The sequence below is a fragment of the Actinomadura alba genome (assembly GCF_014323705.1).
Classification (GTDB): domain Bacteria; phylum Actinomycetota; class Actinomycetes; order Streptosporangiales; family Streptosporangiaceae; genus Actinomadura_C; species Actinomadura_C alba.
In genome coordinates this window covers 18,975-33,509 of sequence record NZ_JABVEC010000047.1, presented here as the reverse complement: position 1 = coordinate 33,509, position 14,535 = coordinate 18,975, and the positions used below count along the sequence as shown (strand labels likewise).

General features: G+C 69.9%; 11 protein-coding genes. 4 read left to right on the top strand and 7 right to left on the bottom strand.

The window, feature by feature from the left end; translation table 11 throughout:
• Positions 1–37 precede the first annotated feature (37 nt).
• Positions 38–1,672 (top strand): hypothetical protein, encoded by a 1,635-nt coding sequence (locus HKK74_RS35345; RefSeq protein WP_187247775.1) that lies wholly within the window; start codon positions 38–40, stop codon positions 1,670–1,672.
• Positions 1,673–1,733: 61 nt separating this feature from the next.
• Here the strand turns inward: HKK74_RS35345 and rox are convergent, their stop codons facing one another.
• From rox to HKK74_RS35325, 4 genes are all read right to left on the bottom strand, one after another.
• Positions 1,734–3,161: a rifampin monooxygenase gene (gene rox / locus HKK74_RS35340; protein ID WP_187247774.1), complete on the bottom strand. Its 1,428-nt coding sequence runs from the start codon at positions 3,159–3,161 to the stop codon at positions 1,734–1,736.
• 13 nt (positions 3,162–3,174) lie between these two features.
• Positions 3,175–3,324 (bottom strand): glycosyltransferase, encoded by a 150-nt coding sequence (locus tag HKK74_RS35335; protein WP_222723133.1) that lies wholly within the window; start codon positions 3,322–3,324, stop codon positions 3,175–3,177.
• Between the two features lie 394 nt (positions 3,325–3,718).
• Complete coding sequence (locus HKK74_RS35330; protein ID WP_187247773.1) at positions 3,719–4,834, bottom strand: hypothetical protein; 1,116 nt, start codon at positions 4,832–4,834, stop codon at positions 3,719–3,721.
• 214 nt (positions 4,835–5,048) lie between these two features.
• Positions 5,049–6,500, bottom strand: coding sequence for an SDR family NAD(P)-dependent oxidoreductase (locus tag HKK74_RS35325; protein WP_187247772.1), 1,452 nt, complete (start codon positions 6,498–6,500; stop codon positions 5,049–5,051).
• Between the two features lie 135 nt (positions 6,501–6,635).
• Here HKK74_RS35325 and HKK74_RS35320 point away from each other — a divergent pair, with 135 nt between their 5' ends.
• Complete coding sequence (locus tag HKK74_RS35320; RefSeq protein WP_312882098.1) at positions 6,636–8,492, top strand: AAA family ATPase; 1,857 nt, start codon at positions 6,636–6,638, stop codon at positions 8,490–8,492.
• 8 nt (positions 8,493–8,500) lie between these two features.
• Here the strand turns inward: HKK74_RS35320 and HKK74_RS35315 are convergent, their stop codons facing one another.
• A complete protein-coding gene (locus HKK74_RS35315; RefSeq protein ID WP_187247792.1) occupies positions 8,501–8,656 on the bottom strand; it encodes a DUF397 domain-containing protein in 156 nt (51 codons plus the stop codon).
• Between the two features lie 258 nt (positions 8,657–8,914).
• Between HKK74_RS35315 and HKK74_RS35310 the strand changes: the two genes are divergently transcribed.
• Both HKK74_RS35310 and HKK74_RS35305 read left to right on the top strand, forming a co-directional pair.
• Entirely contained in the window at positions 8,915–9,931 is a 1,017-nt protein-coding gene (locus HKK74_RS35310) for a pentapeptide repeat-containing protein (RefSeq protein WP_187247770.1), read from the top strand.
• 965 nt (positions 9,932–10,896) lie between these two features.
• The gene (locus tag HKK74_RS35305; RefSeq protein ID WP_187247769.1) at positions 10,897–12,780 is read left to right on the top strand and encodes a protein kinase domain-containing protein; all 1,884 of its coding nucleotides are present in this window, start codon (positions 10,897–10,899) and stop codon (positions 12,778–12,780) included.
• 94 nt (positions 12,781–12,874) lie between these two features.
• On the opposite strand, the gene HKK74_RS35300 is transcribed toward HKK74_RS35305, so the two are convergent.
• Positions 12,875–13,900, bottom strand: coding sequence for an LCP family protein (locus HKK74_RS35300; protein ID WP_187247768.1), 1,026 nt, complete (start codon positions 13,898–13,900; stop codon positions 12,875–12,877).
• Positions 13,893–14,513, bottom strand: coding sequence for an RNA polymerase sigma factor (locus HKK74_RS35295; protein WP_187247767.1), 621 nt, complete (start codon positions 14,511–14,513; stop codon positions 13,893–13,895). The genes HKK74_RS35300 and HKK74_RS35295 overlap by 8 nt, the downstream gene beginning before the upstream one ends.
• Positions 14,514–14,535 lie beyond the last annotated feature (22 nt).

The window sequence follows — 14,535 nt, the reverse complement described above, 5'->3', positions numbered from 1 at the left end:
GGCGGCGGGTGTGGATCACCCCGTACGGTGTCGGCTCGTGACCTCTGCGACCGCCACCTACCTCCGGGCGTCGGACAGTTACGCCTGCACCGCCGGGCTGCTGCGATTCGCGACCCCCGGTGAGCTCGACGCCCTGCTCGGCCACCTGCGGCACGAGCGCGCCTCCGTCGCGCACGTCAGCCACGGCATGCCCAACCGGATGATCGCCGAGGCGATGCTGCGGCGGCCGGACCGGGCTCTGTTGCTGGAGTCGCTGCGCGACTCCAGGCTGCCCGGCGACGCGATCTCGGACCACGCGTCCAGCCTGCTGGGCCGCCTCCTCGATCTCGACGACCCCGAGATCAACCTCACGCTCTTCGTGTCGGAGCGCGCTTCCCGGAACCTGCGCCGGCAGCTCGCCCATCAGACCTCGCGCGCGGACGGCGTCTCACCGGTTCCCTTCCCGCCGTACCTGTGGGAGCTCCTGCACGGCGGCGCCGACGAGGCCACGGCCGGGCGGCTGCTGCCCTCGCTGCTGCACGCGGCCGATCCCGATCTCGCCGGTCACGCGCTCCGCGCTCTGGGGCGCGGAGCCGACCCGCACGGTGCCCTGCGCGCCTGCCGGACGCTGCTGGACGCCGGCCGCCGCTCGGCGCTCCAGGAACTGCTCGATTCCGACCTGCTGCCGGAGGTTCGCTGGGGACCGGACGGCTCGGAACCGGGCGTCCGGGCGTACGTCAAGGCCGCCCTGGCCGGCGCGGACGGCGCCGCCCGGCTGCGCTCACTCGCCGAGCGGGTGCGGCGGCCCGAGTGGCTGCGGTCGGTGGCCGAGCTCGCCGACACCGTCGCCCGCGAGCCATGGCGACAGGAGAGCCCGGCCCTGGTCCGCACGATCGTGGATCGGCGGCACCCGGCGATCCCCCGGGTCGACTGGGCGACGGTGCTGGCGGACGAGCCGCGGCGGCGGCGGGCCGACGGGCCGCTGCCCCGGCCCGTCGCGCGGGTGATGGCGCTGCGCACCGACACCCCGTCCGACCTGCTCCGGCTGGTCATCGCCGACCATCCGGAACTCGCGTCGCTGATCTGCGATCCGACACCCGAACTGCTCACCGCGGCCTGCGAGCACCTTTCCCGGACCGGCGCGCTGAGCGTCGTCAAGGTCGCCGGGAACGGCCTCGTCGCGGGCACGCTGACCGCCGAGGAGGTCGTCGAACTGCTGCCCGCCGAGCCGCTCGCCCTCTTCGCGGAGTCACTGTGGTTGCCGGGAATGCGCGGCATCGCGGCGGTCCGCGCGCTGACCGGCCGGATCGGCGACGCGCCGCTGCGTCCCTTCTTCGTCGACGAGACCGGGCATGGCCCGCGCCGGCGGCTCCGGGATCCTCAGGTGCGCGCGCACTGGGATCCGGCGGCCGTCTACGGCGAGCCGGTGGCGGCCGCCCTGCGCCGCCACGGGGACGAGCTCACTGCCGACCAGGTGCTCGGCCTGGTGAGCGCGGACGCGGTGCTCGCGCCCGATCGCAACGCGATGCCCGACCCGAGGGTGCTTCGCCGGCTGGCCGAACTCGTCCATGTGCACATCGGCGGCCGACCGGAGGCCTGGATGGTGGCGCTGCGGCTGCTGCGCGACGGTTTCGTCGGAACCCTGCCCGAGTTGCTGATGACCTCCGGCGCGGTGGGCGGTATGGACTCTTAGAACAGATGGACTCTTAGAACAGAATGACGCGGTGCAGCGCCACCACGGTCTTCCTGCGCGTTCAGCTGGCGGCAGCGCCGAACCACTTGGGCAGCCGGCTGAGCAGATCCTGCTGGTCTTCGCCGACCCACGCCACGTGGCCGTCCGGCCGCAGCAGCGCCGCGGGCACGTCCAGTTCCTCGCTGACTTCGACGACGTGGTCGACCCGCTCTGCCCAGCCCGCCACCGAGAGCCGGCCGGTCTGGTCGAGCAGCAGCCCGCGGCCGCCGTGCATCAGCGCGTAGAGGCGACCCCGCTTCAGCTCCACGTCCCGCATCCGCCGGCCGAGCAGTTCATGCCCCTCGCCGAAGTCGTAGCGAACCCCGATCGCAGTGATCTTCTCGATCAGGTACCGGTTCACCTCCTCGAAGTCCATCAGCTCCGACACCAGCCTGCGCACTGCCTGGGGACCCGGCTCGGTGGACAGCAGCTGCATCTGCGCGCGGGTGTTGTCCAGCACGTCGGCGGCCACCGGGTGCCGTTCGGTGTGGTAGCTGTCCAGCAGCCCCTCCGGTGCCCAGCCGCCGACCTCGGCGGCCAGTTTCCAGCCGAGGTTGAACGCGTCCTGGATGCCGAGGTTGAGCCCCTGCCCGCCGGTCGGCGGGTGGATGTGCGCCGCGTCGCCGGCCAGCAGCACCCGGCCGACCCGGTAGCGCTCGGCCTGCCGGGTGGCGTCGCCGAAGCGGGAGAGCCAGCGCGGTGAGTGCGCGCCGAAGTCGGTGCCCGCGAAGGCCCGCAGCTGCTGCTTGAACTCCTCGAGGGTCGGCGGAACCGTGCGGTCCTCGGCCACCCCTTCGGCGGGCACGATGAGGCGGTACACCCCGTCCCCGAGGGGGATGGCGCCGAACCGCGGTTGGGTCTTGCGGACTTCCGCGACGATGGCGGCAACCGTCGCCGGATCCTCGGTCACCTCCATCTCGCCCAGCAGCGTCTCGACCTTGGCGGGCTCGCCGGGGAAGCCGACGCCGAGCAGCTTGCGCACCGTGCTGCGGCCGCCGTCGCAGCCGACGAGGTAGCGCGAGCGCAGCTGCGTGCCGTCGGCCAGCTCGACGGTCACCCCGTCCTCGTCCTGGCTCAGCCCGACCAGTTCGCAGCCGCGTCGGATCTCGGCGCCGACCTCGGTGGCGTGCTCGGCCAGCAGGCGCTCGACGGTGGGCTGCGGGATGCCGAGGACGTACGGATGTGCGGTGTCCAGCCGGTCGGGCCACGACTTGGTGATGCCGGCGAAGAAGCCACCGACCTTGAACTGCCGGCCGAGCGCGAGGAACCGCTCCAGCAGACCGCGCTGGTCCATCACCTCGACGCTGCGCACGTGCAGACCGAGCGCGCGGACATACCCGGTCGGCTCCGCCTCCTTCTCCAGCACGAGCGCGTGCACGCCGTGCAGCCGCAACTCGCCGGCCAGCATCAAACCGGTCGGTCCGCCGCCGGCAACGATCACGTCAATCATGAAACCCCCCCATTCAACAAGGTTGTATTTCGGCCGGCTGCTCCGCGCCGTCAGGCGGCGGGCACACCCGCACCCCCGCGCCGAGTGCCCGCAACCGCACCGCGAGTCCCACCGTCGGTTCGACGTCCCCGCGCGACCCGATCGTCGACAACAACACACGCATATCGCGACCCCGTTTCCGCAGGTTCTGGCCTCGGCCGACGATTCTGCGGCACGACCCGGGTCTTGCCGCAAGCCCCCCAGGGCGCTATAAATTAAGAGTGGCAAGGAGTGGGTACCCTCCTTGCCTTTGCCTTTTGCCGTCCGCTGTGGACGGACGACCTCCTCGCGAAGCGGCAGGGCGTTCGCCCTGCGGCGTTCGGGCACTCGCGGTTTCATGACGGAGACGGCAAGAGGCCCGGAGGATCGCCCTCCGGGCCTCTTGCCTGCTAGCGGGGGCAGGATTTCAACCTGCGGCCTCTAAGTGAGCAGGCCGGCCGTATGAGCAGGTCGGCAGGCGTCTCCGCCATCTCGACACGTCCGGGCAGATCTACGCCGGTCGGACGGTCTTTTGCCGCTCAGTCGTTGTTGCGCCAGTACACCCCGTCGAACGAGCTCTCCCTGCCCGGCTGGGTGAGACCGACCGCCCAGACGGTCTTGGTCCCCGGCTGCAGGGCCAGACCGTACACGGTGCCCTTCTTCCCTGTCGGAACCGCCAGGTTCTCCGTCGTCCAGACGCCACCGGCGGTGCGGTGCCGCATCACCGTCCCATGCCTGAGCCAAAGGCCGCCGGCCCCGTCCTGCTCGATCTCGGTGTAGCCAGTGCCGTTCGCACCGAGTTGGGTGGACCAGTCGCTACCGTCCCAGTGCGCGAACAGCGATCGAGTGGTGAGCTTTCCCGTGCTGTCCTTGACCGGGATGGAACCCACGGCCCATACGTCCCTGTCGGAGATGACCTGAACATCCCGGAAGGCGGGAGCCATCTCGGAACTCACGATGCCGGGGATCTCGGGAAACGGCACGGTGCTCCACGCTGATCCGTTCCAGCGCGTGACGGCCGGCTGCCCTGCCGCGAGGCCGACCACCCAGACATTGGACGGCGAGGACGCGCCGATCGCCCTGGGGGTGATCCCGAGCGTGTGATCGCGCCAGCTCGTGCCGTTCCACTGCTGGGCGTGCGGGGTCGGACTCGTCTGACTGGTGCTGATCGCCCATACGTTCTGGGCACTCAGCACCGCCAGGCCGTAGAGACTGAAGGCGTTCTTGATCGGGATCGACGACCAGCTACTGCCGTTCCAGCGCAGGAGCCGGTTGTCCCCGGTGGTGGTCTGTGTTCCGCCCAGCCAGACATTGGCGGCCGACGAGGCGCCGATAACGGTCGGCCTGACGTTGTGCATACTCGCTGGAATAGCCAGCCGAGTCCAGCCCTGGGGGGTGAGACGCTCCACGAGAGGCTGCTGTTGAGTCGTCAGATTCCCGACCGACCACATGCCGCCATCCGGCGTGGCGGTGATGTCGCTGATCTGGCTGCTGCCGGAGTAGGTGCTGCTCCGCGCAATGTTCCAGCTGGTGTCCGCCCCGGCTGCGGCTGAAACAGCGGCATTATTGGTCTCGTCAGACGTCACGACCGCAACAACGGCTGTGGTGAGAATGACCCCCAGGCCGGCCGCCAGTACGGCCGAGCTCTTTCTCATCTTCGCTTGTCACCTTACCTGTCTCCAGAAGAAAGATCATGGTCAGGACGAGAAGTTAGCAGGAGTCAGTGGCCTTTTATGCGTTTCCGCCGATCCTGCGAAAAGTGGGGCAAATCTGCGGAGTGCCACCACTTATGTTAGGGTTAACAAACGTTTAGCAGTTATCGGCATGGCATAAGACCACCCGTACTGTCCCGGGTGTTTCTCGGCCGGATCACCACGGCGTGACGCGATAGTCCTTCAGGAAGCATCCGTACGGGGGGTCGCCCTGCTCACCCCGCACGATCGGGTCGTAGACGCGGGCCGCCGCGTCCACGACATCGAGGGGCGGCCGGAAGCCGGCGGCGGTGCGGCGATACCGGTCGGGCTCGGGCTGCTGGTCGGTGAACCAACCGGGATCCACGCTGGTGACATAGACGCCGTGGCCGGCCAGTTCGTCGGCGGTCGTACGGGTCAGCATGTTGAGCGCCGCCTTGGCCATGTTGGTGTGCGGATGCTCGGGCCCCTTGTACGTCCGGTCGAACTGCCCCTCGACCGCCGAGACGTTCACGACGTACCGCCTCGGCCACGGCGAGGCCGTCAGCAGCGGGCGCAGGCGGCCGAGCAGCAGGAACGGCGCGGTCACGTTGATCAGTTGCACCTCGATGAGCTCCACCGGATCGACCTCGTGCACCAGGTGGGTCCACGAGTTGACCGGTGAGCGGTCCGGGAGCAGCCCGGCGACGTCCACGATCCCCGGCACCGCGCTCAGCGTCGCGACACCCGAACCACCGACACCCGAACCACCGACACCCGAACCACCTGCACCCGAACCACCGGCATCCGGTTCCCCGGCATCCGGTTCCCCGGCATCCGGTCCCCGCGCCGCCTCCAGGGCGGCCGCCGCCCGCTCGGTGGCGAGCAGCGCCGCGTACGACTCCGGCGGATGGCGCAGGGTCTGCGCGGCGTGGTTCACCAGGATGTCGAGCGGCTCCCCGGCCGCGACCTGTTCGTCGCACCATCGCACCACCGCGGGGATGTCGCGCAGGTCGATACCGGTGATCGTCAGCCGTTCGGACCAGTCCGCGTGATCGGCCATCGCGGCGAAGCGCTGCCGCGCGTCGTGCGGAAACCGGGTGAGGGCGGTGACCGCGGCGCCGTCGCGCAGCAGCCTCAGCACGAGTTCGAAGCCCGCCTTGACCCGGCCGCCGGTGACGATCGCCCGGCGGCCGGACAGGTCGGTGCGGGCCGACCGGCGGCGCCTGTTCTCCTCGGCGCACGGCGGGCACAGCCGGTGATAGAAGTCGTCGATCTGCCGGAAGTGCGCCTTGCACACGTAGCACGCCAGCAGGCCGCCGATCCGGCGGGGCGCTTCCGCCGTGCCCGGTGAAGGCGCCGGAACACCGCCCATCCGGCCGGCCGGGGTGAGAGCCGGCCCGTCCGGTGGAAGCCGTGGCGACACCGGCACCCCTTCCACCCGGTCCGTGGCACCGGTGGCCGTGGTCGCCAGCAACGCGGCGTCCGCGTCGGAGCGCCGCCGCCGGTCCCGGTCCCGCTCCCGCTCTCTTGTTCTCTTCACGAAGGCGCTCACGGCCCTGCGGACGGCGCGAAGATCCGGGTCGTCAGGGGGAGCGTCGGCCAACTCGGCGAGCACTCTCAGGCAGGTCCGCAGATCTTCCTCGCGCATGGCGCCATTAAATCCAGTGATCTAGAGGGCCGTGTCCGGGTGTACTTGAACAAGTGCATGATCACGGCAGGGAACTCTCTGCCGTGATCATGCAGTTGTTCGCGAGGCATCCGCCGAACGATGAGGGGACCAGACGTGACGATCGCACCGGCCGAGTTGCGCGGCACGCCGCGCTGGCGGCCGACCGCCACCTACCCGGAGCCGCCGCGCGACTGGACGGGCGGGTCGGCACTGGCCGGCTTCATCGACGCGATGATCGATCTGGGCATCACCGGTCAGGTGTTCGGCGAGCACGGCATCGGCAAGACCTCGACCTTCTTCACGCATGTCCGCGAGGCCTATGACGGCGTGCGGCTGGTGTACGTACCGGCCGCCAACCTCACCCCCGACGACCTGCTCGTGAACGCGCCCGTCAAGCAGGACGGCGAGCTGGTGCTGCGCCAGCTCATCATGCGCCGGCTGAAGCCCGGGCGGCCGTTCGTGCTGCTCATCGACGACTCGCTACAGGCCGGTGACACCATCCAGTCACAGCTGATGCAGGTGGCCTGCTCCTGGACGCTGGGCGAGCACGATCTGCGAGCACTGGGCTGCGTCGGCGTCTTCCTCACCGACAACGAGTCCCTCAACGAGACGGCGGCCCGCCGCTCCGACCTGGCGATTCTGGACCGGATGGCGACGCTCCAGGTCACGGCGGCCGACACCGCGTGGCGGGTCGCGCTCGCCCGCAGGTTCCGTGACCTCGACCTGACCGGCGTCTTCCGGGTGTGGGCGTCGCTGCCCGCCGAACTGCGCCGGCTACTGTCCCCGCGCACGCTGGAGCACGTACTGGACTGTGCCCTCGCCGGGTTCCCGTTGATCTGGGGTCTGCCGCTGCTGAACGGAGACCGGCTCGCGCTGGCCGGCACCACCGGCGACGGCACCCCGGGTGCCGACGAGGCACCGGCGATCCTGGAGCGCATCGCCGGTGAGCTTCGCCGCGCGGGCGCGGACGTGCCCGATCCGGCGCACGTGCCGGACGCGGTTCGCCGGGCGGTGCGCACGGCCCTGCGCAACCGCTGGACCGTGCTCGTCCAGGGCCCGCCCGGCTGCGGCAAGACCGAGGTCGTCAAGGAGGTGGTACGCGAGGAACTGGGTGGCGATCCGCTCTACTTCTCGCTGCCGGTCACCAACGTGGAGGACCTCTGCGCCCCGGTGCCGACCACCGACGGCACGCTCGACAACCTGCTCGCCCAGTCGTTCACCGGACCGGATGACAAGGCCATCGTGTGGGACGAGTACAACCGGCCGAAGGACAAGGCCACCTTCGCCCGGCTCATGGAGATCACCCAGGAGTGGTCATTGGCGGGCCGCCGGATCGAGGGTCTGCGGGCCCAGATCGCGCTGCAGAACCCTCCGTACCACCTCGGCCGCAAGCTGCTCGTGGCCCGCAACACCATCGCTCAGGCCTCCCGCTTCACCGTCTCGCTACAGGTCACGCCGGACGACATTCCGGCGAACGAGTGGCTGATCGGCCGCTACGGCAGGGTCGCCGAGACCGTCCTCGAGTGGTGGAAGAACGACATCGACGACGAGGGCCGGGCGTGGATCACCAAACGCACCCTGGAGCGGCTGATCAAACTGCACGGACGCGGTATGCCGCTCGAGCTCGCCAAGATCTATCTGGGTGACGGGGAGTACGCTCCGGTGCCGCTCACCGCGCTGGAGGCACGGCTGGCGTCGCGTCAGGTCACCGGGCTGCGCGAGCTGGCGGGCGACGTGGACGCCTGGGTGGAGCGGTTGCGCCAGGCGGCCGACGAGAGCCCGGAGGGCACCGATTCCACCGACATCGTGCACCGCGTCCTCGCCAACTCCGAGCTGCCTCAGCTGCGCGAGCACCGCGACGCCGTCGCCCGGCTGGCGCCGCTGCTGCCGCCCAAGCTGAAGGCCACCTACCTCATCGGCTCCGACGCCGACCGGCAACGGTTCTGGATCGAGGTCTTCACCCAGCGGTAGCCACCAGATCAGCGGTCGAGGTGGCCGGCTTTCAGCGCATCCAGAAACGTGGACATCTCAGCGCGACTGAACTCCAGGACGGGACCATCACCGCCCTGCTTGCTGTCCCGTACGCCGACCACACCGGACACCGCAGCCAGCTCAACGCACTGGCCATAGTTGATGGCGGCGCGGCGGGGACGGCATCGGCAAGGTCACCTGGGCCAGGCTCGGCCCGAAGCCGCGCGAGGATCACGATGCCGCCACCTGAACAGGTCGCCGCCGCACTGACCGCGAGGCACCCGTTCGTTTCGCGGCCGCAGGTCACGCCGGCCGCTTCGACGCCGGGCGGGCGGGTCCTCTTTGCTGTGCGGCGATCGCCGGGGTGGCCACAATCGGCCGTGAACCGATCGTCAAGGGCGCGAATCCGTACCGTGCGCAAAGTGAAGACTCCTGGCAAATTCGAACCAGGTGACCGCATTGGCAACGCCGCCGATGGGGATCTCGAGGGCCGGCCGTCCCGAAGACGACTGCGGCCCATCCGGATCCCGGAGCCGACGCAAGACGAACTCGACACGCTTTCGGTCAAAGAGCGCGTCGAACTGATACACCGGCAACGGCAGAGCATGCATCAGAAGCTCCACAGCGTCGGCATCCTGTTCGGAGTTCTCTTCACCGCAGGAAGCCTGATCGCTACCGCGCTGACCCTCCGCACCGCCCAAGAGAACCAGGCGACCGATCGCTTCACCAGAACCGTCGAACAACTCGGCTCGGACAAGCGCGACGTTCGCCTGGGCGCCATCTACACCCTGGAGCGGATCGCAGCGGACTCCGACCGTGATGATCCGACGATCACCGCGCTCCTGACCTCCTTGATTCGAGAACACGACCCGGCTCCTGGCACCGAGGTCACTGAGGAACCCGCCACCGATGTACAGGCGGCGCTGGCCGTTCTCGTTCGTCTGGACCGCGCGCGCGAATCCCGGCGTCTTGATCTGCACCGGGTCCGATTGCCCCACGCGCAGGTCGTCGAGGGTGACCTCAGCAGGGCGAATTTGCGCTACGCGGATCTGACCGGTGCCGACCTGGCCGGCGCGAACCTGGCCAATACGGATCTGCACAGTGCCAAGTTGGCCGGTGCGAATCTGACCGGTGCCGACCTGACCGGCGCGAACCTGGCCAACGCGGATCTGACCGGCGCGATACTGAGCGAAGCGAACCTGACCCGCGTGTACCTGGCCCGCGCGACCCCGACCGGCGCGGATCTCATCAACGCGGTCCTGGTCGGCGCGATCCTGAACGGCTCGAATCTGTCCCGGTCGGACTTGTCCGGCGCCGACCTGAGCGGCGCGAACCTTTTCAAAACGAATCTGACCGGCGCGAGGCTCCGCGACATCACAGGTCCCTCTCCTGAGGAGATCCGCAAGGTGGCCAGAACGAACGGCGACACTCTTTTCTGACGGGACGGGTCTCACGCACGGCCCACCGATGCGGCTGCACGGACGCCGGACTGCCGGCACGGCCGTGTGGGGAACTGGCCGTCTGGGAACGGGCAGTAGCGGCTGCAGGATCGCCCATTGCGCGTCGGTCAGATCGAACCGCCGCCGGTCGGAGGAGTTCGTTCCGGTCGAGCAGGTTGGCCACGGACACTGTTGAGTCCGATTATTTCTACTTATTTCTTCTAGGGTCGTGCTGGTGCGCCACCTCACGAGTTCCTTTGCGTCCGCGGCTGTCGGCCGTGGCCAGGAGGACCTGCCCGCCCTCTAGGGATTTGATCAAGGATCGGGGTTGCTGGAGGTGCCACGATCCTTGATCCAGTGACATCGCAGGTCTGGCGAGGCGCGGGACAGGTCGAGCGACATGGGCGATGGGCCCCGCGTGGCCCGGCGCCGGTCGACATGGAGTTGACGCTGCACGAGTCGCCGTGCCGGGGAAGCGCCGGGCGGGTTAGCCCTCTTCCCCGTCGTGATCACGCAGTTGTTCGCGCTATAGGAGGGCGTTGCGGCGCGATTAACTGCATGATCACGGTTGTGGGGGTTCTTGTGGGCTTATGGGTGGTGGCCGTCCAGGCGTGATCATGCACTTATTCGCAGAGCACAGGGGTGCCGGCGAGCGACCCAGCACCCGGCGACGCCCCTCAGCGAACTTGTCCAATGACCCTGCACAGCACCAAACCGGAACGCCCGAGCGGGGGCTAGGGATTTGATCAAGGATCGGGGTTGCTGGAGGTGCCACGATCCTTGATCCACTGACATCGCAGGTCTGGCGAGGCGCGGGACAGGTCGAGCGACATGGGCGACGGTCGGCGTGCGGAGACGGCGTGGCCGAGCGGTTGGCGATCACCGTAGGCTTCCGTCGAGCGCCCAGGCGAAACGCCCATTGCGACACCACCAGTGCGACACGAACATTGCGACCGGAGGTGGCCTTGATCGGCCCATTGCGACCGACCGATCCGGCGACGGTCGGAGGTTTCACGCTGACGGGGCGGCTCGGGGAAGGCGCCCAGGGCACCGTCTTCCTCGGTGTCTCCGACACCGGCGAGAAGGTCGCGGTCAAGCTGCTGCACTCATGGGTCGTGGCCGACCCGCACACGCTGCGGCGCTTCCGGCGTGAGCTCGCCGCCGTGGAGCGGGTCGCGCCGTTCTGCACCGCGCGGATCCTCGCCTCCGACGTGACGGCCGAGCACCCGTACATCGTCAGCGAGTACGTCGACGGGCCGTCTTTGCAGCAGCTGATCAGTGAAGGTCGGGACCTCGGCGGGACCGACCTGGAGCGGCTGGCCATCGGCACCGCGACCGCGCTCGCCGCCATCCATGAGGCGGGAGTCGTCCATCGTGACTTCAAGCCCGGAAACGTGCTCATCGGCTCGAGCGGCCCACGGGTCATCGACTTCGGGATAGCCCGGCCGCTCGACGCCACCGCCATGACCGCGAGCGGCGCGATCGGCACGCCCTCGTACATGGCTCCCGAGCAGCTCGCCGGCGCACCCGCTCAACCGCCGCTGGACCTCTTCGCCTGGGCGTGCACGATCGCCGCCGCCGCCAACGGCCGGCCGCCCTTCGGCAACGACACCATCCCCGCCGTCATCACCCGGATCGTCAACGACCCGCCCGACCTGGGCCGCCTCACCGGGCGCCTGCGGGAGGTGATCTCGACCTGCCTGGAAAAGGACCCGGACCGCCGGCCGACCGCCCGGCACGTCCTGCTGGCCCTCCTCGGGAGTGCGGAGCAGGAGGACCTGCTCACCTCGGGAACGGTCACCGCAGCCAGGCTGACGCCACCGTCATCCGCTACCGCGCCGGCCTCTCCTCCGTCGCCCTCGTCCGCACCGCCTCCGTCCGCACCGCCTCCGTCCGCCCCGGCGCCGTCCGCCCCGGCGCCGTTCGGACAGCAGCCGTACGCACAGCCGCCGTACGGGCAACCGCCGTACGCACAGCCGCCGTACGGGCAACCGCCGTACGTGGCACCTGCGTTCGTACCGGCGTCGAACGCGGCCACGACACCGTCCACGACACCGGCGCCGCCGTATCCGGTTCCCGTCCGACCGCAGCGGCGAGGTTCCGGGCGGACCGCCGCCATCGCCGCAGGCGTGGCCGTCGCCGCGCTCGTCGTCGGCGTCGGAACGGCCGTCATCCTTGACCAGGTCCTGGACGAGGGGAACGGCGGGCAGAGCGGCCGGACGGCCAGTGGTGCCCAGACGGCAAGTGGTGCGCCGAGCACGACCACCGCGGCATGCACGTACCTGCCACCGCTCGCCGGGACGGAGCCCGACCAGCGGGCGGCGGGCACGCCTCCGCCACGGCCGAAGTACAGCGGGACGGTGCGCGCGAGCATGGCGACGAGCCGCGGCACCATCGTCATGGATCTGGACGCCGCGAAGGCCCCGTGCACGGTCAACTCGTTCGCCCATCTGGCCGAGCGCGGTTTCTACGACTCGCTGTCGTGCCACCGGCTGAGCACGGTCACGGCTCTGCGCATATTGCAGTGCGGGGATCCCGGTGGAAAGGGCACCGGCGGGCCCGGTTACCGCTTCGCCGACGAGAACCGCGGCGCCGCCGACTACCCGCGGGGCACGGTCGCGATGTCCCGGAGCGAACGGACCGACACCAACGGCAGCCAGTTCTTCATCGTCTACGACGACATCGAGGAGCTGTCGGGGAACTACACCGTCTTCGGCAAGGTCGTCTCCAGTCTCAAGGTCGTCGAAGACCTCGCCGCCCACGGCACGGACGACAGCGAGTCCGACGGTGCCGGCCGCCCCAACCGGAGCATCACCATCAAGGACGTCACGCTCACGCCCCGGTCCTGACCCGAGATCACCGATCGCGGGCCAAGGACCGGCGGATCGGCCGCCGGCACCCGAGCGGCGGCCGATCCGTACCCACTGGGCGGCTGCGCGCCTCCTAACGCAGGGAGACGAACAGCCGCTCGGCGGCGCCGGCCTTCAGCTGGATTCGGTTCGGGTCGGCCGGATACGGGCTGAAGGGCGCTGTCACGAACGTGGCGCCGCCGGTCTCGGTCACCTTGGCGCCGCGCGCGATGGCGTACATCGTCGTCAGGTCCAGCTTCGGGTCGGCCTCGATCGCCTTGTCGGCCGCTCGAAGGAACGCGTACAGCCGGGCCGGGTCGGTCAGCGAGTCGCCGGCCTTCGACAGCATGGCGGCCAGGAACCGCTGCTGGTTCTTGATCCGGGCCAGGTCCGATCCGTCCTCGATGCCACGGCGGGTGCGCACGTAGGCCAGTGCCTGCTCACCCCGGACGACGTGCCGGCCGGCCGGCAGCCGCAGCCCGGAGTACGGGTCGTCGACCGCGCTCGGCAGCCTAATCTCGACGCCGCCGAGCGCGTCCACCATGCCCTTGAACCCGGTGTAGTCGATCGCCATCGCGTGGTCGACACGGACGCCGGTCACCGACTCCACCGTCTTCCACGCGCAGGTCAGCCCACCCGTGGTGAACGCCGAACCGATCAAGCCGAGGTGACCCCGGACGGCCGCACCGGACGGCGACTCGCAGGCCGGGATCCGTACCATCAGATCGCGGGGCAGGCTGACCCCCTTGAGGCTCTTCCGGTCCGCCGAGAGGTGCAGAAGGATCATCGTGTCGGCGCGGGCACCGGGGGCGCCGAGCCTGCGGTCGGAGCCGACCACCAGCACGTTCAGCGCCTTCCCCGGCTTCGCCGGGCGGGTCCCCGGCGGGGCCTCGACGGAACGCTCTCCGCCGAGCAGCACGGTCGGGACGATCGCGAGGGCGGCGGTGACACCGGAGATCAGCGCGAGTGTCAGCCAGACGCGTCCTGATCTCAGCAGCCGGGCGAACCGGTTCGCGGTACGAGCCTCGTCCAGCAGTCGTCCCCGCGCGTCGGCGATGACCTGCCCCGACGCGGGTCGCTCCGGCGTGAGCAGGTCGCCGATCATCTTCAGCTCATCCATGGTTCTCCTCGCCCCCCTTTCGCCCGCCCAGGTCGCCCAGGTCGCCCAGCGCGGCTCGTACCTTTCTCCGCGCGCGGCTCAGCCGGGAACAGACCGTCCCGTACGCGATTCCGAGCGCCTGCGCGACCTCCTCGTACGTGAGGTCGCCCAGCGCGACCAGCAGCAGGACGTCGCGGTCGCCGCGGGACAGCCCGGCCAGCGCCGAGCTCAGCTGGAAACCGGTCCCGGACGCCGTCACCCGCGCGGCCACCCTGTCCTCGGGGCCTTCGGCGTGCGGGTCGACGCCGACCCGCGCCAGGGCGCGGTACCGGCGTGATTCGTTTCTGCGATGCCTGCTCACCAGGCGGGTCGCGATGCCGTACAACCAGGGCCGGGCCGAGTCCCGGGCCGGGTCGAAGCGGTCCCGCTTGCGGAAGGCCACCAGGAAGGTCTCGGCGGCGATGTCGTCGGCGGCATCGGCCCCGAGCCGCCGGTCGACGTACCGGTGGATCTCCGTGAAGTATCTGTCGAAGATCGCGGCGAATCGCTCGGGCCGCAGCCGCGAGGCTTCGATCAGTTCGGCGTCGTCATCGGCGGAGGGGTTCGGCGCGACGACGCGAGCCGGGCCGGTCATACGCGGCTCCCGTCCGTGCGTG